Origin of the sequence: Streptomyces sp. NPDC002088 (assembly GCF_040296605.1) — a bacterium.
In the GTDB taxonomy this organism is placed as follows: Bacteria; Actinomycetota; Actinomycetes; order Streptomycetales; family Streptomycetaceae; genus Streptomyces.
In genome coordinates this window covers 1-18,997 of sequence record NZ_JBEOXO010000058.1, presented here as the reverse complement: position 1 = coordinate 18,997, position 18,997 = coordinate 1, and the positions used below count along the sequence as shown (strand labels likewise).

Sequence of the window (18,997 nt, the reverse complement as noted above, 5' to 3'; positions counted from 1 at the left end):
CGCCCCCTGCCCAATGCCTTAGGGGCGCGCACGGGTCCCGGGGGGCGGCCGCCGCCCCCCGCCGCCCCCCCCCGCGTCCACTCACCTCATGACCCGCCCCCCAACAAGCCGGCCGCCCGCGCCCACCGGGCGGTGTTCCGCCCGGGCGACACCCCCCGGACCCCGGCCGATTCCCCACGCGGCCCGTTCACCGCAGCACCCCCGCCGCCCGCGCCCACCGGTACTTCGCGCCCAGTACGGCCACCGGCTTCTCGGTCGTGTACGGGTACGCCACGACCCCCCGCTCGTACAGGTACTGGCAGGCCTCCTCGACCTCGACGTCGCCGGCGAGCGAGGCCACCACGGGCTTCTCGATCCCGCGCTCGCGGAATTCGGCCACCACGCGCGCGGTGAGCTCGGCGAAGACCATCGGGGGAGTGACGATGGTGTGCCAGTAGCCGAGGACGAGCGCGTGGATGCGCGGATCCTCCAGACCCAGCCGGATCGTCGCCTCGTACGTCGACGGCGGCTCGCCCCCGGTGATGTCCACCGGGTTGCCCGCGGCCCCGAACGGCGGGATGAACTTCCGGAAGGACGCGTCCAGATCCGGCGGGATCTCCATCAGCGACAGGCCGTTGTCCGTCACCGCGTCCGACAGCAGTACGCCACTGCCGCCGGCCCCCGTGATGATCACCACGTTGTCGCCCTTGGGGGTGGGCAGCACCGGCAACGCACGCGCGTACTCCAGCATCTCGTTGAGCCCCGGCGCCCGGATGACGCCGGCCTGCCGGAGGATGTCGTCGTACACGGCGTCGTCGCCCGCGAGTGCGCCCGTGTGCGAGCCGGCGGCCTTCGCGCCGGCCGCCGTACGGCCGGCCTTGAGGACGACAACAGGCTTCTTGCGGATGGTGTTTCGCGCCGCCTCCACGAACGCGCGCCCGTCCTTGAGGTCCTCCAGGTGCATCGCGATGCACTCGGTGTGCGGGTCCTCGCCGAACCAGGTCAGCAGGTCGTCCTCGTCCAGGTCCGACTTGTTGCCCAGGCCGACGATCGCCGACACGCCCGTCTTCGTGGTGCGGGCGAAGCCCAGGATGGCCATCCCTATGCCACCGGACTGCGAGGTGAGCGCCACCCCGCCCTTGACGTCGTACGGCGTGCAGAACGTGGCGCACAGGTCCTGCCACGTCGAGTAGTAGCCGTAGATGTTCGGACCGAGCAGACGGACGCCGTGTCGCTCGGCGATCGCCACGATCTCGTCCTGGAGTTCGTGCTCGCCGGTCTCCGCGAACCCGGAGGGGATCAGTACGGCGTTGGGGATCCCCTTGCGTCCCACCTCCTCCAGGGCCGAGGCCACGAACTTGGCGGGGATCGCGAAGACCGCCACATCCACCTCACCGGGAACGTCGATGACACTCTTGTACGCCTTGCGGCCCAGAATGTCATCGGCCTTGGGATTCACCGGATGGATCTCACCGGCGAAACCGCCGTCGACGAGGTTGCGCATCACCGAGTTGCCGATCTTGCCCTGCTCGTTGGACGCGCCGATCACGGCGACGGAGCTCGGCTGCATCAGCCGGCGCATGGTCGTCAGTATCTCGTCGCGTGTATACCGCCGACGGGATGGTGGCTGCGAATCGGCCAGGATGACGCGGATGTCGGCGGCGACCGCCCCCTCCGCTGTCGCGATCACCGGATTGAGGTCGACCTCCGCGATCTCGGGGAAGTCCGCGACCAGTTGGGACACCCGGCGGATCTGCTCGGCGATCGCCCACCGGTCCACGGCCGCGGCGCCGCGCACCCCGCGCAGGATCTCCGCCGCGCGGATCGAGTCCAGCATGGACAGCGCCTCGTCGGCGTCCACGGGAGCCAGCCGGAACGTGACGTCCTTGAGCACCTCGACGAGCACCCCGCCGAGCCCGAACGCCACGACCTTCCCGAACGTCGGATCGGTCACCGCGCCGACGATGACCTCCTGCCCCTGCGGGAGCAACTCCTGCACCTGCACGCCCTCGATGCGCGCCCGCGGGTCGTACGCCCGCGCGTTCTCGACGATCCGGAGGAACGCGCCCCGTACGTCCGTCGCGCCCTCGACCCCGACGATCACACCGCCGGCGTCGGTCTTGTGCAGGATGTCGGGGGAGACGATCTTCATCACGACCGGCCCGCCGAAGCGCGCGGCGTACGCCACCGCCTCGTCGACGTCGATCGCCAACTCCTCGCCCGGTACGGCGATCCCGTACGCGTCGGCGATCACCTTGCCCTCGGGCGCGGTGAGCGCGGTCCGCCCCTGAGCCCGTACGCTGTCCAGGAGCGCGCGCACCCTCAGCAGCCGGTCTTCGGCCATCACGTCAGATCACCCCGTTCGACTTGAGCAGGCGCAGCTCCTCGTCACCGAGGCCGAGCTCGCCGACGTAGACCTCTTCGTTGTGCTCCCCGAGCAGGGGTGAACTCGTCACGTCCACGGGGGAGTCCGAGAGCTTGAGCGGGCTGCCGACGGTCACGAACTCGCCGCGCTCGGGGTGGGGGACCGTGACGACCATCTCGTTGGCGACCAGCGAGTCGTCCTCGATGATCTCCCGGGTGGACAGGATCGGCCCGCACGGGATGTTGTGGGCGTTGAGCTTCTCCAGCACCTCCCACTTGGGCAGGGTCGAGGACCACTCCTCGATCAGCTGGAACATCTTGTTCAGCTTCGGCAGGCGGGCCTCCGGCGTCGCCCACTCGGGGTCGTCGGCCAGTTCGGGCCGGCCGATGAGCTCACTGAGCGGTTGCCAGCCGACGGGTTGCACGATGACGTACACGTAGTCGTTCGGGCCGCCCGGCGCGCACTTGACCGCCCAGCCGGGCTGGCCGCCGCCGGACGCGTTCCCGGACCGGGGAACCTCCGTGCCGAAGTCGTCGTTGGGATATTCAGCGAGCGGCCCGTGTGCCAGGCGTTGCTGGTCCCGCAGCTTCACCCGGCACAGGTTGAGTACAGCGTGCTGCATGGCCACGTTGACCCGCTGCCCACGCCCGGTGTGCTCCCGCTGATACAGCGCCGCGAGTATCCCCGCCACGGCGTGCACACCTGTCCCCGAGTCCCCGATCTGGGCCCCCGTCGCCAGCGGCGGCCCGTCCTCGAAACCGGTGGTCGACATCGACCCGCCCATGGCCTGAGCGACGACCTCGTACGCCTTGAAGTTGGTGTACGGGCCGTCCCCGAACCCCTTGATGGAGGCGTAGACGATCCGCGGATTGATCTCCTGGATGCGGTCCCAGGTGAAGCCCATACGGTCGACCGCGCCCGGCCCGAAGTTCTCGACCATGACGTCGGAGCGCCGGATCAGCTCGGTGAGGATCTCCTTGCCGCGCTCGGTCTTGGTGTTGAGGGTGATGCTCCGCTTGTTGCAGTTGAGCATCGTGAAGTAAAGGGAGTCCACGTCCGGGAGGTCACGCAGCTGCTTGCGCGTGATGTCCCCGGTCGGCGCCTCCAGCTTGACGACGTCCGCCCCGAGCCAGGCGAGCAGCTGGGTCGCGGAGGGTCCGGACTGCACATGGGTCATGTCCAGGACGCGGATGCCTTCGAGTGCCTTGGGCGGCGTTCCGGTCGTTGAAGTCATGAAGGCCACCTCACTTGTACATGGTCTGGTTCATGGTTCCGGGGGCGTACGCGTCCGGGTCGACCCAGACGTTGATCAGCGACGGCTTGCCCGACTCGCGGGCACGCTGCAGCGCCGGGCCGATGTCGGCGGGGTCACGGACCTCCTCGCCGTAACCGCCCAGCATCTGCGCGAACTTGTCGTAGTGGACGTCGCCGAGGGTGTTGCCCACCCGCTCGCGCTCCAGGCCGTACTTCTGGGCCTGGCCGTAGCGGATCTGGTTCATGGAGGAGTTGTTGCCGACGATGCCGACGAAGGGGAGGTCGTAGCGGACGAGGGTCTCGAAGTCCCAGCCGGTGAGGGAGAAGGCGCCGTCGCCGAAGAGGGCCACCACTTCCTTGTCGGGCCGTGCCTGCTTCGCCGCCAGCACGAAGGGGACGCCGACGCCGAGGGTGCCCAACGGGCCCGGGTCCATCCAGTGGCCCGGCGACTTGGGCTGCACGACCTGCCCGGAGAAGGTGACGATGTCGCCGCCGTCGCCGATGTAGATCGAGTCCTCGGTGAGGAAGTCGTTGATCTCGCTGACCAGGCGGTAGGGGTGGATCGGTGAGGCGTCCGACTTCAGGCTCGGAAGCCGCTTCTCGAGGGCGGTCTGCTCGGCCGCACGCAGCTCGTCGAGCCACTCCTTGCGCTTGGACGCGCCCCCATTGATGCGCCCGGAGGCGGCCTCCGTCACCGACTTCAGCACCAGGCCCGCGTCGCCGACGATCCCGAGGTCGACGTCCCGGTTCTTGCCGACGGTGCGGTAGTCGAGGTCGATCTGCACGACGGTCGCATCCGGGGAGAGCCGCTTGCCGTAGCCCATGCGGAAGTCGAAGGGCGTGCCGACGATCACGATGACATCGGCGTTGGAGAACGCGTACCGGCGCGACAGCTGGAAGTGGTGCGGGTCGCCGGGCGGCAGAGTGCCGCGGCCCGCTCCGTTCATGTACGCGGGGATGTTGAGGCTTCGTACGAGCTCGATGGCCGCCTCGGTGCCCCGGGTCGTCCACACCTGGCTGCCCAGCAGGATCGCGGGCTTCTCGGCGTGCACCAGCAGGTCGGCGAGCTTCTCGATGGCCTCGGGGTCGCCGGCCGAGCGGGTCGAGGCGCGGTAGGCGCCGGGCTTCGGCACCCGTGCCTTGGCCGCGGGCACCTTGGCGTCGAGGACGTCGCGCGGGATCTCCAGGAAGGAGGGGCCGGGCGCGCCGTGGTAGCACTCGCGGAACGCCATCGACACCATGTCGGCCGCGCGCGCCGTGTCGGGCACGGTCGCCGCGAACTTGGTGATCGGCGCCATCATGTCGACGTGCGGCAGGTCCTGGAGGGACCCCATCTTGTGCTGGGTGAGGGCCCCCTGGCCGCCGATCAGCAGCATGGGGGACTCCGCGCGGAAGGCGTTCGCCACGCCGGTGACGGCATCCGTCGTACCGGGACCGGCGGTGACGACCGCGCAGCCGGGCTTTCCGGTGAGGCGTGCGTAGCCGTCGGCCGCGTGGGCCGCGACCTGCTCATGGCGGACGTCGACGACTTCTATGCCCTCGTCGACGCAGCCGTCGTAGATGTCGATGATGTGGCCGCCGCACAGCGTGTAGATGCGGTCGACCCCCTCGGCCTTGAGTGCCTTGGCAACGAGATGGCCGCCGGAAATCACGTCCTGCGTGTCGTCGGGCATGGCGAAGTCCTGTCCCTTCGTAGGGGTGGGAACGCTTTTGCGGTACTGCATTCGGTAGATTGCATACAGTCGACGAATACTGTATGAAGATTGTTATCCCGCATCCGGTGGGTGGTGTCCAGGGGGCGTGCGGCACTTTTCCGGGGTCTGGGGTCGCTCCCCGGACGGACGCAGCAGACAGGAGCCGAGATGGACCTGTACGAACACCAGGCAAGGGAACTCTTCGAGGAACACGGGATCTTGGTGCCGCGGGCCGAGGTCACCGACTCGCCCAAGGAGGCGCGCGGGATCGCCCGCCGGCTGGGCGGCCGCGTCGTCGTCAAGGCGCAGGTCAAGACCGGCGGACGCGGCAAGGCCGGCGGCGTGAAGCTCGCCGCGGACCCGGCCGCCGCCGAACTGACGGCCCGCCAGATACTCGGCATGGACATCAAGGGCCACAGGGTCAGCACGGTGATGCTGGCCCAACCCGTCGACATCGAGACCGAGTTCTACGTCTCCTACGTACTCGACCGCGCGGCCGGCCGCTTCCTCGCGATCGCCTCCGCCGAGGGCGGCATGGACATCGAGGAGGTCGCCGCCTCCCGGCCCGAGGCCGTGGCACGCGTCCCCGTCGACCCGGCCGAGGGCGTCACCTCGGCGAAGGCCGGCGAGATCGCCGAGGCGGCCGGCCTGCCCGCGCAGACCGTCGACGTACTCGTACGGCTCTGGGAGGTGTTGGTCGCGGAGGACGCCCTCCTCGTCGAGGTCAATCCGCTCGTCCGCACGAAACAGGGCCAGATCCTCGCTCTCGACGGCAAGGTCACCCTCGACGACAACGCCCGTTTCCGGCAGCAGCGTTGGGGCGCCGACGCCGCCGCGCACGAGGACCCGCTCGAGGCGGCGGCCGCCGCGAAGGGCCTCAACTACGTCAAGCTCGACGGCGAGGTCGGCATCATCGGCAACGGCGCGGGCCTCGTCATGTCGACGCTCGACGTGGTCGCGGGCTGCGGAGCCCGACCCGCCAACTTCCTCGACATCGGCGGCGGGGCCTCCGCCCGGATCATGGCCGACGGGCTGTCCGTCATCCTCTCCGACCCGGCGGTGAAGTCCGTCTTCGTTAATGTCTTCGGCGGCATCACCGCGTGCGACGCGGTCGCCGACGGCATCGTGCAGGCCCTGGACAGCGTCCAGTTGACCAAACCGCTGGTCGTCCGCCTCGACGGGAACAACGCGGCCCGCGGCCGCGCCATCCTCGACGAGCACGCCCATCCCCGGGTCCAGCAGGTCACCACCATGGACGGCGCCGCCCGCCGGGCCGCCCAACTCGCCACCGAAGCCTGAGGAGACGGGACGACATGGCCATTTACCTCACCAAGGAAAGCAAGGTCCTCGTCCAGGGCATGACCGGCGGCGAGGGCATGAAGCACACCCGGCGCATGATCGCGGCCGGCACGAACGTGGTCGGCGGCGTCAACCCGCGCAAGGCGGGCCGCACCGTCGACTTCGACGACCGGGCCGTCCCGGTCTTCGGCTCGGTCGGCGAAGGGATGGCGGCGACCGGTGCCGACGTCACCGTCGTCTTCGTCCCGCCCGCGTTCGCCAGGGCGGCCGTCGTCGAGGCCGCGGACGCCGGCATCGCCCTCGCCGTCGTCATCACCGAGGGCATCCCGGTGCACGACGCCGTCGCCTTCACCGCGTACGCGAAGCGGCAGGGGACGAGGATCGTCGGCCCCAACTGCCCCGGCCTGATCACCCCCGGCCAGTCCAACGCGGGCATCATCCCCGCCGACATCACCAAGCCCGGCCGCATCGGCCTGGTGTCCAAGTCCGGCACCCTGACCTACCAGCTCATGTACGAACTACGGGACGTCGGTTTCTCGACGTGCGTCGGCATCGGCGGCGACCCCGTCGTCGGCACCACCCACATCGACTGCCTCGCCGCCTTCCAGGACGACCCCGACACCGAACTGATCGTCCTCATCGGGGAGATCGGCGGCGACGCGGAGGAACGCGCGGCCGCGTACATCCGCGCACACGTCACCAAACCGGTCGTCGGCTACATCGCCGGCTTCACCGCTCCCGAAGGCAAGACCATGGGGCACGCGGGCGCGATCGTCTCCGGTTCGTCCGGCACGGCGCAGGCGAAGAAGGAGGCGCTGGAGGCGGTCGGGGTGAGCGTGGGAGGCACGCCGACGGAGACCGCGCAACTCGTACTGTCCGTACTGTCCCGGCTCGAGGGCAACCGTGACGTCACTCATAGTTGATGTGAGGTGACTGTCACCCACCGGGCGGTGTCACTACGTTCCCCTGTACGAGACGCTCATGCGTACGACTGCACGAGACGCTCATTTGTACGACGTCCGCGCACGGCGGTGCGAACCCGTGCGCCGGGCGAGCCATCCACCTCCCGCCCCCGACTGTGCACCGAGAGCGGAGTTCAACCATGGCGCCCACCCTCAACCCCGACGCGAGTCCCGGCCCGCGGACTCTCACCCTCAAATCAGGTACGTCCTGGTCCGACGCCTGGCAGCGCTGCCTGACCGTCGCCCCCGAGGCCTTCCGGGACGACCGCGTCCTCAACCTCTGGCACTCCGCCTGGCACGCGGACGGCCGGGCCCTGCCTGCCACGAGCCCGGTCGACGGCAGCCCCATCGCGGGCCCGCCACGCCTGGACCAGGACACCGCCCGGCAGGCCGTCCGCGCCTCGCTCGATCAGCACCGCGCGTGGCTGCACATACCGCTCGACGAACGGCGTGCCCGCGTCGCCGCCACCCTCGACGCCCTCACCGAGCACCGCGAACTCCTCGCCCTGCTGCTCGTCTGGGAGATCGGCAAACCCTGGCGGCTCGCCCAGGCGGACGTCGACCGGGCCATCGACGGCGTGCGCTGGTACGTCGACGGCATCGAGTCGATGGTGGCCGGCCGGGCCCCGCTTCAGGGCCCGGTGTCCAACATCGCGAGCTGGAACTACCCGATGAGCGTGCTCGTTCACGCATTGCTGGTACAGGCATTGGCAGGCAACGCGGTCATCGCCAAGACCCCGACCGACGGCGGTGTCGCGTGTCTGACGCTGGCCTGCGCGCTCGCCGCCCGCGGGGGAATCCCCGTCACCCTCGTCAGCGGCAGCGGAGGCGAGCTGTCGGAGGCGCTGGTGCGGGCGCCCGAGGTCGGCTGTGTCTCCTTCGTCGGTGGCCGCGACACCGGCGCCGCGGTGGCCACGGCCGTCGCCGACCTCGGCAAGCGGCACGTGCTCGAACAGGAGGGACTCAACACCTGGGGCATCTGGAACTACACGGACTGGGACGCACTCACGGCCGTCGTCCCCAAGCTCTTCGACTACGGCAAGCAGCGCTGCACGGCGTACCCGCGCTTCGTCGTCCAGCGTGGGCTGTTCGACGCGTTCCTGGCGGCGTACCTCCCGGCGGTCCGCACGCTCAGGGTCGGTCACCCGCTGGCGGTCGACCGGCGCGACGACCCCTACCCCGAACTGGACTTCGGGCCGGTGATCAATGCGGCCAAGGCCAAGGAACTGCACGACCAGGTCGCCGAGGCCATCGACCGCGGCGCCGTCCCGTTGCACCGCGGCAAGCTGTCCGACGCCCGCTTCCTGCCCGGCCAGGACACATCGGCGTACGTACAGCCGGTCACGCTCCTCAACCCGCCCCCGTCGTCACCCCTGCACCACGCGGAACCGTTCGGCCCGGTCGACACCATCGTCCTGGTCGACACCGAGGCGGAGCTGCTGGCCGCGATGAACGCGTCCAACGGCGCGCTGGTCGCCACGCTGTCCACGGACGACCGGGCGACCTACGACCGGCTGGCCCCGCAGATCCGCGCCTTCAAGGTCGGCCATGGCAAGCCCCGCTCCCGCGGTGACCGCGACGAGTTGTTCGGCGGCTTCGGCGCGTCCTGGAGCGGTGCGTTCGTCGGCGGGGAACTGCTGGTGCGCGCGGTGACTCAGGGTCCGGCGGGGGAGCGGCTGCCGGGGAACTTCCCGGAGTACCACCTCATGCCGTGACCGGCCGGGCGGTGGCGGTGGCGGTACGGCCTTCGGCGATCGCATCCGGCGATCGCCGTCGGGTGGGACACGGCCCCGGCGACCGTGCCGCCGCCGGGGCCGTGTCCCACCCCGGCCGCCCCTCGCCACCCCCTTCTGGAACGCACAGGGTGGTGGCGAGAGGGGCCGTCCATCCGCACTCGTCCGATCACCCACAGTTACGCTACTGCCCGCTGTCGACGCGCGTCACCCGCGGACGTCCCCAGGGTGGATACGCAGGTGAAACGCACTCCGAAACCTTGGTATTGTTGTCCATGTCGCCGCGGGGAACACGCCCCGCAAGGCGGCAGACACCTAGTCCGGGTGGCGGAATGGCAGACGCGCTAGCTTGAGGTGCTAGTGCCCTTTATCGGGCGTGGGGGTTCAAGTCCCCCCTCGGACACAACCGTTGACGATACGGTGACGAGGGCCTCGACCTTACGGTCGCGGTCCTCGTTGCGTGTTCGTAGCTGATCGTGATGCCCAGGGCTTCGTAGAGTGGGCTTTTCTTGTCGGCGGCGGCCGTGTGGATGCGCTGTGCGATTTCTCCAAGACTCTCAGTGATCTCTCGGATCTGTTGAGCGTTGAGTGGGGATTCTTCCGGGTGACGGTGGGGAGCGCGTCGAGTTTCTCTCGGGCCGCTTCCTTGTCTCTCTGCGCCTCGTTGATCCACTGGGTGACGACGGCCTGGGGCGGCTCCGGCGGCGAGGGCTGCCTGGTAGCGCGCGAGCCGCCGCTCACAGTCCTTGATGGCCTGGCGGCCTTGGGCCTGCTTGGGGGTGTGGATCTCTGCGGTGCTGGCTGCGATGCTCGCGGCGCTGAGTGCTTCGATGGTGGCGGTGAGCCGGTCGGGGGCGAAGGCCCGGGCGATCCACTGATCCAGGGCCCGGCAGACGACGCCCTCGCGGAGATTGACGGTGCGCGGGTGGGAGAGGTCGGGGTAGAGGGCGGCTTCCTGGTCCTTGAACTCGCAGCGGTAGTAGACGCGGTTGCGGATGGTGGCGGGTTGCATCTTTCGCCCGCACAGGCTGCATCGGACCCTTCCACGCAGGGCGTAGGGGCGGGCGCCCTGCTTTCCGGCTCGTTCCTGTCAGCGTCGTCCGGTGAAGCGCCGCAGGGATGCCCACTGCCGTAGCTCGGCGTCGGTGTGCTCGACAGAGATCCGGGCCGAGGACTGCCGCCGTCGTGCTTCGCGCCAGGCCCGCATTTCACCGTCGCACGCCTCGTCCTTGGGCTTCTTCGGCGGGGCGGTGACCTGGCCGGGGAACTCCTTGGCCAGCCCGGCGTATCCGGAGTCGACCTTGGCCTTCACGTTCGGCCTGAGGCGGAACTGCTCGGCGATGCCCTCGCTCCGCACGGCCGTCCGGTCATGCATACGGCCGGGCCGCATCACACCGGCCAGCAGCATCCGGCCCTGCCCGTCGCTGAACGTGGTCGACTTGATGGTGTTCTGCCTACGCTTGCCGGACACGAAGGCCCGGCGTCCGGGGCGTGACGCCTGCGGGCGTCGTACTTGGGTCTCGGCACCGTCGAGCCTCAGCTCGATGCCCTCGGCTTCGGCGTAGGCGAACACGTCCTCCAGTGTCTTCAGCCGAACCCCGGGCCGGTCGGGGCACGGCGAAGCCACGGGCCGCGAGCAATGGTCGGACCTGCCGAACGGCCTCGGAGACAGTGGAGCGGTCCACCTCGGACAGCTCGGCGAGGACCTCGTGCGGCAACTGGTGGCGCAGGATCACCAGGGTGATCAGCAGCCGGTCGAAGAACACCAGCTTCGGCTTGCGTCCGGCCCCGGGCGCCCGTCGGCGTTGGCCACCTCGTGCCGTCCGCAGCGCGGACTGCCGTGCGGCCTCCCACGGACCGGCGAGCTCGGTGAACAACTCGCCGAAGTGTGCGCGGGAGACCCCGGACAGGGCAGGATGGGAGCAGGCCGTGCGGGCCCAGGTTCAGCTTCACAACTCACCCAACCCGCACGGCCCTTCTCATGTCACGACCGACCACCCCAGCCGGTATTTCCCCCGAGGTCGTTACAGGGCGAGTTCGCCCTCTATTCGGCGATGGCCCCAGCTGCTGTTCTCGCGGGCCAAGCGCAGGAAGAGCCGCTTGACGGCCGGCGCGGTGGAGGGTCGGCCGGGGCGCCGGTGCTGGGGAAATGTCCATTTACGCGTGACGAGTTGCCGGTGCCAGCGCAGCAGCGTGTTCGGGGTGACCGCGAAGACCTCGCGCTATTGCTCGCGAGGAACCAACCGCGACAGCGCGGCGAGCCAGGTACTTATTGCCGGTCTCCGCCAGATACCCGGCGATCAAGCGCCGGTAGGGGCCGGTCACGTCGGCCGGATGCGTCGTGCGCCGTTGTTCGATCAGGTCCTGGAGCAGGTACTTACCCAGGTCGTCAAGGTGGTCGACGGCTACCTGCCAGGCGTCATCGTGCTGTCCGGTCTCTTGCAGGCACAAGATCAGTTCCCGGGCACCGGCGGGGTTGGCCGGTAGCCGTTCGCGCAGCAGGCCGAGCGCCCACTGAATGGTCTGTGGATTTCCGATGCGGATGGCGGTGGCCTGCAGCGGATGGAAGACCGCGTGTACGGGGGTGCGCTCGAAGGCCGCAGTGCCTCCTCTTCGTTGCCCGCTCGTGTGAGCAGGTCCACCAGGGCATCGCGCAGCGGCGGCAGGTAAGGGCTGGTGGGGTGGGCGGCCAGACCGCGGCGCGCCCAGACGGTCGCCTCCTCGGTGCGGGCAGCGTCCAGCAGCGCCTCGGTGATCTTCGGATACTGGCCCGGGGTGCGCAGGTCGCGCGCCACCACGCCGATGTACCGGTCCGTGTCGCCGACGTTCGCGGCCAGCTGTTCACGCAGATCCTGAATGTGCAGAGTGGCCCCGTACCGGTCCTCATCATTAAGGCCGGACGCCCGGTCCTCGACCAAGAGGAGTACCAGCGCGAAGCGGAGCCATCCGTCCCCGCCGGGCTGGCCGAGCTGACCGGGCCGCAGCGGGCCCTCGCGGACTTCCTGCGCGTCCCGCAGGACCTGCTCGCCGTCGCAGCGTCCGACAGCGCTCCAGCCACCGAGTCGGCGGCCGCCCCGGACAGGCTCGCCGCCTTCATCGCCGGACTTCCGGCGCCCGAGAAGGACACCCTGGTGCTCCAGGCAGCCCTCGGCACAAGCCCCCCAGCTCGGCCCCGGACTCCTGGCCCGCTTTCGGCAATGCCTACGCACCAGCGAGGGCGGCCCCGGGGTACGCCGCAGCGCGGCCCAGCTCCTGGACGCGGCCCACCGCCACCGCACCGTGCGCGCCCAGCGGGAGCGCGCCGCACGCGGGGCGGCGGAGCAAGCCCGAGCACGGGCAGTCGCCGAGGCCCGCGACGCGCGGCTGGACCACTTGGCCCGCGACCAGACGACCGCCTGGCGTACCGTCGACGACCTCATCGCCCAGCGCAAACCGGCCGCCTACGACCAGGCCGTCGCGCTGCTCAGCGACCGGCGCGCACTCCACGCACGTCAGGGCAGCGCCGCCGACTTCGACCGCAGATCCGGCGAACTGCGCACCGCCCACCGAGGAAAGCCCTCTCTCATGCGCCGATTCGACGCCCTGGGCTTCCCCAACCCCTGACCGTCCGGCCGGGCGAGCCGAGCCAAGGCGCCTTCATGCATGGGTGTGTGAACCAGTCAGTTGACGAGGGTTGCCGTCTTGCCGGTATCGACCGCCGAGGTTGCCTCGTCGCCGGCGTCTTCGGTCTCCATGGCGTCCCTTCGGTTATGTCCGCGGTAGGTCAGGTGGAGTGCTGCCACGGTGGCGGCGGAGATGATCAGAACGATGCCGTAGAGGCGATAGAGATCCTCGGGCATGAAGCCGCGATCCTCCAGGAAGGTCGCGATGTTGGGAGCGAAGAAGGCGACGATCCGGCCGACGCCCATCATCATGCCGACGGCGGTCGTACGGATCGCAGTCGGGTAGATCGACGGGCTGATCGCGTAGTAAGCGGCGACTCCGCCGTTGACTGCCAGGCCGACCAGGACCGCGAGGACCAGGACCGCGGTCCTGTTGTCGAAGTAAGCGGCGAAGGCGAAGAAGACCACGAAACCGGCGATGCCGATGAGAGCCGTCACCAGGCGCGGGTGAACCTTGCGGGAGACCGCGGCGAAGAGCAGCGCACCGATGACGCCACCTGTGGCGACCAGCGACTGGGCGCGGATACCGAAGTCCGGGTTGCCGGTGGTCTGGGTGACCAATTTCGCGGTCAGGCCGTTGGCGAAGTAGAAGGCACCGATCACGAGGGCGTAGGACACCCACAGCAGGAGGGTGCGGGGCAGCATGACGCCTCGCCACATTCCACCTGTGAACGTCACCCTCCGAGCGTCTGGAGCTACTGCGGGGAGCGCATCGGCAGGCGGGGCGCCGACCTTCGCGGCGATGCGGTTGTACTCCTGGAGCGCGCCGGTTGGGCGCTTCTCGACCAGGTACCCGACCGACTCGGGAAGCATCGCGGACGCGAGTACGAGGAGCAGCGCGGTGATGATCGCGGCGAAGAAGAACGGGCCACGCCAGGTGAAGGTGTCGATCAGCCACACCGAGAGGAACCCGCCGACGGCCGCGCCGAGCGGCAGACCAATGCCGTAGACGCCCATGACGGCTCCGCGACGCCGCTTGTTGGAGAACTCGGCACAGAGCACGCTGACGCTTGGCACGATCGCCCCGAGGAAGAGCCCCCCGAAGAAGCGGAAGGCGAGGAACAGCTCGAAGGACGGCGCCAGCCCGCTGAGGACCATGCCCACCACGATCAGTGCGAGCGCGCCGACGATGTGCCGGCGACGGCCGATCCGGTCGGCGATCGGACTCAGGAAGACTGCTCCGACACCCATGCCAAGCGTTCCGAAAGAAGCGACGAGGCCCTGCTGTCCCGTGTTCAGTGACCAGTGCTCGGTCAGGGCGGGCAGGGTGTACGAGGTGATCAGGATCTCGTACCCGTCGATCATCGTCAGCAGAATGCAGATCGCCACGACCACCCATTGGAAGCGGGTCATCGTGTTCTTCCGGATCGCGTCTCTGAGGTCCATCTAGCTCTCCTGTGCAAATATCGCACGGCCTCGTGCATTTACTGAGCGTCGCTGGCGTCATGCCGTGTTGTCAAGACGTCGCCGTGTTCCGCTTGAGCTCAGTGCATGGCTGAGACATCCCGCTCCGTCGGCGTCCGGACTCTCGCTCGAGGCCTACGGGCGCTCGAGCTGGTAACCGCGGCCCATGACGGACTCACGGTCCAGGAAGTCGCCGAGCGGCTCGACTTGCATCGCTCGATCACTTCGAGCCTGCTCAGTACACTTGCCGACTCTCATCTCGTAGCGCGTGGCGGCGAAGGTCGCTATAGCGCCGGTGTCGGCCTGGCTGCGTTCGCCGGAGGCACCCGTGCGACGCTCCGGGCGGCGGCCGAACCGGTCATGCGTGAACTCGCAACCGAGCTCGGCGCCACGATCTCTCTGTTGGTGATTGAAGGGGCCGACGCGGCCGCGCTCCTGGTGATGGAGCCCCGGCCGCGACCAACCTTCTCTCATTCCATACCGGTAGTCGGCATCCGCTCGGATGGTGTCCCACCCCGTGTCACGCCAAGGGACACGACCTCCGCGAACGCTTCCCGCCCGTCCCGCTCCGCAAGGCTCCGTCGGTGCATGATTCTAGGCGCACGACGTGTTCGTCCACCTCCTCGAGGACCTGCTGCACGACCGGATCTGAGCCCGTGGCTCGCGGTGGCACGGGCCTCGGCCGGTCCAGGGTGGCCGTCGCCGCGGCCGTCAGGTATCGGCGCCCCAGCGGCTGAGTGCAGTGATCGCCTGTGCGGCGGCGCAGGGGGCCCGGGTCAGGCGCGAGAGAGCGGACACCGGGTGTCACCGGGTGTGCCTGCGGCGGCCGGCGAGGCCGATGGTCGCCGTTGGCGAGCCCAGCCGGTACCGCCGACTCCCGACTCGACGAGCTGTAGCCGGACAGGTGTCGCGAAGGGGCCCGGCACGGGTCGCACCCCGGGCGGACGGGCAGCACGCCAGCGACGGCACTCCGACCGCCGTGCTCCTGCTGCCCAGAACACGGTGGTCAAGTGCCGTTCGACATCCGGGGGTTCACTTGTTCGGGTGATTGGTTCATGTTTGGGGGACGCCTGGTCGTGGGTCTGGAAGTCTGCTCAGTCAGGGAGGGCGTCCCGCATGTGGGCGCGGCGCACATGAACAACCAGGGGCGGACATGGGGAAACGCAGACTCACCGCGCAGAAGCAGGCTGACCGTGCGCTGTGTCCCGTCGATGTCTCGAACCTGCTCGGGCTGAAGGTCCACGACGTCGCACGGACCATGCGCGCCCACGGTGTCACGCAGCCGCTGGAGGCGGCGCAGGCCAGGCAGTGGCGGCAGGACCCGCGCAGCGCACCGGACTGGCTGGCCGCACTCTTCGCCGAGACGGCCGTGCGCGCGGCGCAGGTGCAGGCCCGGTGGGAGCGCAGTGCCCTGGAGGAGGAGCACCGCATGCTGCTTCTGCGGAACGCGGTCGAGCGGCGGCTGCTCGCCGGAGAGCGTATTCCTGCGGGGTACGACGCCGAGCTGATCGCGCAGGACATCGCGTTCGGTGCGTCGAAGGAACTGGTGCGTGGCTGCGGTCCGGTGTGCGGCGGCCCGGCCGACGAAGTGCTGCTTCCCGTCGAACTGGCGGCGCTGCGCTGGGCCGGTGTCGATCCGGACGATCACGACACCTGGGAGATCCACCGGGGAGACTGCCCGGACGTGGCCGACGGGCCGTCGCCCTGGGACTGAGCCGCCAAGGCAGGCAGTCCTCTGGTAAACCGCACCGTCCAGTGTCGTTCATCAGGGAGAATGACCGGACGGTGATGCCGTCACTACAGGGTTTCGAACCGTCCGACGACTACGCCGCATTCACTCATCTGACGGTGCCCAACGCCGCGCTCTACCGTGCGTGATGGGCGTTTTCGTCGCCGCCAAGGAGCGGTTCACGGTGCATCTGCGGCCCGAGGACGTGCACGACGCCCTGCCCGCCGAGCAGCGGCCGGCCGCGGTGGGAGGACGTGGCCAAGGCGGTGGAGAGCCTGGTCGGGTGGGGGAATCTGCGGGCCGACCCCGACACCGCGCGGGTCACCGCGGTCGAGGACTTCTACCGCAAGCGGTTCATCTACCAGCTCACCCGGGCCGGCGAGGCCGCCTAGGAGGCGCTCGGTGTCTTCGGCGAGGCGCTGGGGCGGCGCGACGCGCTGCAGGCCGTGGCGCTGCACGACATCGTCACACAGCTGCGGGCGCTGCTCGTGCTCGCCGCGGAGTCCGAGCCCGATCCGGCCAGGACGTATCTTGCCCTCGACGCGCTCAGCAGCCGGTTTGCCGCGCTCGCCGAGAACGCGCGGGCGTTCATGGGCTCCCTCAGCGCACCATCGACCTGCACGAGGTGGAGGTCGACGACTTCCTCGCCTACAAGGACCGGCTGATCCAGTACCTGGAGCGGTTCATCCAGGACCTGATCACCCTCGGCGGGCGGATCTCCCTGCTCCTGACCGAACTTGATGGGCTCGACGGGCTCGACGGAGTTGACGGGACGGACGTCGGGGTGGAGCCGCTGCTACGGATCGCCGCCGCACGTGAGGCCGCCGACGCCTCGCCCGGGGAGGCCGAGCGTGCGGAGAAGGCCGCCCTTGAGCAGTGGCGGGATCGCTGGGCGGGGCTTCGCGCCTGGTTCCTCTCCGGTCCCGAGGGCGAGGGGCGCCCCTCGCAGGCGCGGCTGCTGCGCGGGCAGGCGCTCAGCGCGATTCCGCAACTCCTCGCCGTCGTGAGGATGTTGAACGAGCACCGGTCGGGGCGTTCGGACCGGTCCGCGGACTTCCGGGTACTCGCCCGCTGGTTCGCCGAGGCACCCGACGACGCGGCACGGCATCGGCTGTGGCGCACCGCGTTCGGCCAGCTCAGGCCGGCCACGCTGTCACGGTCGACCGTCTCCCGGCACTCGGGAGCACCGGCCGACGCCGGACCGAGTGCGGCGGTCAGGACTATGACGGCGCCTGTCGCGAAGGCCCCCGTAGGACCGTACGGCCCTCGGTCGGCAGGCGCGGGGCAAGGACCCACACCCCGACCGGCTCGACTGGGGCGCGGAGGGTCGACCAGCAAGAATCCTCCCCCTGCGCGTCGGTCACCCGGCAGGATCGAGTACGACCGGAAGCTCCGCCAGGCCGCGGAAGGCCGGGAAGGGAACCTCCAGCCACCGCGTCTCGGCGCGGGGGTCGGCCAAAGTCATCCTCGGGAACCGGTCGAACAGGGCGGTGAGCGCCAGCCGCATCTCCAGCCGGGCCAGCGGGGCTCCCAGGCAGTAGTGGCTGCCGTGCCCGAACCCCAGATGCGCGTCCTGCGCATTGCCCGTACGCATCACATTCAACTCGTCCGGGGCGTCGAACTTCAGCGGATCGCGGTTGGCCGAACTGATCGCGACCTGGACCAGGGCGCCCTTGGGAATCCGGGTCCCGCTGTACTCCACGTCCTCGGTCGCGTAACGGAACGTCGCGCTCTCCACGGAGCCGTCGTAGCGCACCAGTTCCTCGACCGCGGCACGCATCAGCTCCCCGTTCTCCCGCACGGCGCGCAGCTGTTCGGGATGGGACAGGAGGTGATGCACGGCGTTGCCGATCAGGTACGCGGTCGTCTTGTGACCCGCGAACATCAGCAGGAACGCCGTGGAGACAAGCTCGTTCTCGGTCAGCCCGCCGTCGTCGTCCCGGACCGCGGTGAGCGCGCTCAGGAGATCGTCACCCGGACGCCTCCGCTTGGCGGCGATGAGATCCGAGAAGTACGCGTGCAGATCCTCCTCCGCCTTCTGCTGGGCCCGCTTGGCCTCCTCGTTGAAGCCGCTCTGAGCCACCGCGGAGGACAGGTTCTGCATCCGCGACCGCTCCTGGGGCGGTACACCGAGCAGATCGCAGATCACGATGATCGGTAGCGGGAACGCGAAGACCGGCAACAGGTCGAAGGGCTCCCGGGTCGGGCACTCGTCGAGCAGGCCCCGGACGATGTCCTGGATCTTCGGCCGCAGAGCCTCCACCCGCCGTGGGGTGAACGCGGAGTTGACCAGCCTGCGCAGCCGCGTGTGCTTGGGCGCGTCGGAGTTGAGCATGTTGTCGTCCAGCGCGACGGACGAATCACCGAAGATCCTCCGGTAGGCGTCCATGGCCCCGTACATGTCCTTGCTCAACCGCGGATCCGACAGGGCGGCCCGCGCGTCCTCGTACCGGGTGATCAGGTACGTCTCGTTTCCGTGCGGCGGTCTCATCGGGCAGACCGGGGCCGCGTCGCGGAGATGGGCGTAGACCGTGTGAGGGTCCCGCCGGAACTCCGGAGTGCAGCGTTCGGCCGCGGTGACGGCCTCTTGCGTGGTGGTCACGGACGGCTCCTGAGGTCGAAGAGGGCCTCGGCGTTGCCACCGAGGATGATCTGCTGCGACGCCCTGTCGACAGGCAACTTCTCGATCATGCGGATCTGCTCCTCCAGCGGCACGGCCAACGGTGGTGAGTCGGTACCGAACAGCATCCGCTCGGGCCCCAGCACCTCCGCGTTCAGGCTCAGATGCGCCGAACTGAACGGGCTCGTGTCGACGTACATGCGCTGCAGCGCCGCGGCCGGGTCGACCGCCGGTCCCTGGGCCGCCGACGGGGCCGAGGCCGCCTCGGGCCGGCCGGAGGGCGGCGCGCCCCCGGC

17 protein-coding genes, 1 tRNA gene and 1 pseudogene are annotated in these 18,997 nt (G+C 69.6%); 9 read left to right on the top strand and 10 right to left on the bottom strand.

The features are described 5' to 3' along the window. Positions 1-187: 187 nt before the first annotated feature. Genes ABT114_RS48905 through ABT114_RS48895 form a run of 3 tightly spaced genes read right to left on the bottom strand, consistent with a single transcriptional unit; the run spans position 188 to position 5,271 of the window. Positions 188-2,323, bottom strand: coding sequence for an acetate--CoA ligase family protein (locus ABT114_RS48905; RefSeq protein WP_351153485.1), 2,136 nt, complete (start codon positions 2,321-2,323; stop codon positions 188-190). Between the two features lie 4 nt (positions 2,324-2,327). Beyond that, positions 2,328-3,578 (bottom strand): formyl-CoA transferase, encoded by a 1,251-nt coding sequence (gene frc / locus ABT114_RS48900; protein ID WP_351153476.1) that lies wholly within the window; start codon positions 3,576-3,578, stop codon positions 2,328-2,330. A gap of 10 nt (positions 3,579-3,588) precedes the next feature. Further along, positions 3,589-5,271, bottom strand: coding sequence for a thiamine pyrophosphate-binding protein (locus ABT114_RS48895; RefSeq protein ID WP_351153473.1), 1,683 nt, complete (start codon positions 5,269-5,271; stop codon positions 3,589-3,591). Positions 5,272-5,460: 189 nt separating this feature from the next. On the opposite strand from ABT114_RS48895, the gene sucC reads away from it, so the two are divergent. The 4 genes from sucC (at position 5,461) to ABT114_RS48875 (ending at position 9,689) form a co-directional block, all read left to right on the top strand. Beyond that, positions 5,461-6,591 carry an ADP-forming succinate--CoA ligase subunit beta gene (gene sucC / locus ABT114_RS48890; protein ID WP_351153471.1) on the top strand — a complete coding sequence of 377 codons (1,131 nt, stop codon included), beginning with the start codon at positions 5,461-5,463 and terminating at the stop codon, positions 6,589-6,591. Positions 6,592-6,605: 14 nt separating this feature from the next. Further along, positions 6,606-7,514, top strand: coding sequence for a succinate--CoA ligase subunit alpha (sucD, locus tag ABT114_RS48885; RefSeq protein WP_351153468.1), 909 nt, complete (start codon positions 6,606-6,608; stop codon positions 7,512-7,514). Positions 7,515-7,693: 179 nt separating this feature from the next. After that, positions 7,694-9,268 (top strand): aldehyde dehydrogenase family protein, encoded by a 1,575-nt coding sequence (locus ABT114_RS48880; RefSeq protein WP_351153466.1) that lies wholly within the window; start codon positions 7,694-7,696, stop codon positions 9,266-9,268. A gap of 336 nt (positions 9,269-9,604) precedes the next feature. Beyond that, positions 9,605-9,689, top strand: a tRNA-Leu gene (locus ABT114_RS48875). On the opposite strand, the gene ABT114_RS48870 is transcribed toward ABT114_RS48875, so the two are convergent. From ABT114_RS48870 to ABT114_RS48860, 3 genes are all read right to left on the bottom strand, one after another. Next, a complete protein-coding gene (locus ABT114_RS48870) occupies positions 9,654-10,298 on the bottom strand; it encodes a hypothetical protein (protein WP_502988529.1) in 645 nt (214 codons plus the stop codon). The genes ABT114_RS48875 and ABT114_RS48870 overlap by 36 nt on opposite strands. 78 nt (positions 10,299-10,376) lie before the next feature. Beyond that, entirely contained in the window at positions 10,377-10,859 is a 483-nt protein-coding gene (locus ABT114_RS48865; protein WP_351153464.1) for a transposase family protein, read from the bottom strand. Next, on the bottom strand, positions 10,741-11,022 hold the full coding sequence (locus tag ABT114_RS48860) for a helix-turn-helix domain-containing protein (protein ID WP_351153479.1): 282 nt from the start codon (positions 11,020-11,022) through the stop codon (positions 10,741-10,743). Before ABT114_RS48860 ends, ABT114_RS48865 begins: the two co-directional genes overlap by 119 nt. A 466-nt stretch (positions 11,023-11,488) precedes the next feature. Here ABT114_RS48860 and ABT114_RS48850 point away from each other — a divergent pair, with 466 nt between their 5' ends. Beyond that, a complete protein-coding gene (locus tag ABT114_RS48850) occupies positions 11,489-11,773 on the top strand; it encodes a hypothetical protein (RefSeq protein WP_351153488.1) in 285 nt (94 codons plus the stop codon). Here the strand turns inward: ABT114_RS48850 and ABT114_RS48845 are convergent. Continuing rightward, positions 11,740-12,204, bottom strand: a complete 465-nt coding sequence (locus tag ABT114_RS48845; RefSeq protein WP_351153462.1) for a hypothetical protein — start codon at positions 12,202-12,204, stop codon at positions 11,740-11,742. The genes ABT114_RS48850 and ABT114_RS48845 overlap by 34 nt on opposite strands. Before the next feature lie 361 nt (positions 12,205-12,565). On the opposite strand from ABT114_RS48845, the gene ABT114_RS48840 reads away from it, so the two are divergent. Continuing rightward, positions 12,566-12,889, top strand: a complete 324-nt coding sequence (locus tag ABT114_RS48840) for a hypothetical protein (protein WP_351153459.1) — start codon at positions 12,566-12,568, stop codon at positions 12,887-12,889. A gap of 56 nt (positions 12,890-12,945) precedes the next feature. Here the strand turns inward: ABT114_RS48840 and ABT114_RS48835 are convergent, their stop codons facing one another. Beyond that, on the bottom strand, positions 12,946-14,334 hold the full coding sequence (locus tag ABT114_RS48835) for an MFS transporter (protein ID WP_351153456.1): 1,389 nt from the start codon (positions 14,332-14,334) through the stop codon (positions 12,946-12,948). Between the two features lie 105 nt (positions 14,335-14,439). On the opposite strand from ABT114_RS48835, the gene ABT114_RS48830 reads away from it, so the two are divergent. The 3 genes and pseudogenes from ABT114_RS48830 to ABT114_RS48820 form a co-directional block, all read left to right on the top strand. Continuing rightward, the gene (locus ABT114_RS48830) at positions 14,440-15,489 is read left to right on the top strand and encodes a helix-turn-helix domain-containing protein (RefSeq protein WP_351153453.1); all 1,050 of its coding nucleotides are present in this window, start codon (positions 14,440-14,442) and stop codon (positions 15,487-15,489) included. Positions 15,490-15,505: 16 nt separating this feature from the next. Next, on the top strand, positions 15,506-16,066 hold the full coding sequence (locus ABT114_RS48825) for a hypothetical protein (protein WP_351153450.1): 561 nt from the start codon (positions 15,506-15,508) through the stop codon (positions 16,064-16,066). A gap of 269 nt (positions 16,067-16,335) precedes the next feature. Further along, positions 16,336-17,270 (top strand): annotated as a pseudogene (locus ABT114_RS48820) (TIGR02677 family protein); the annotation flags it as partial. A 171-nt stretch (positions 17,271-17,441) separates the two neighbouring features. Here ABT114_RS48820 and ABT114_RS48815 read toward each other — a convergent pair. Both ABT114_RS48815 and ABT114_RS48810 read right to left on the bottom strand, forming a co-directional pair. Beyond that, positions 17,442-18,470: a cytochrome P450 family protein gene (locus ABT114_RS48815; RefSeq protein ID WP_502988530.1), complete on the bottom strand. Its 1,029-nt coding sequence runs from the start codon at positions 18,468-18,470 to the stop codon at positions 17,442-17,444. Positions 18,471-18,679: 209 nt separating this feature from the next. After that, the coding region (locus ABT114_RS48810; protein WP_351153446.1) for an amidohydrolase family protein at positions 18,680-18,997 on the bottom strand (318 nt) is incomplete at its 5' end.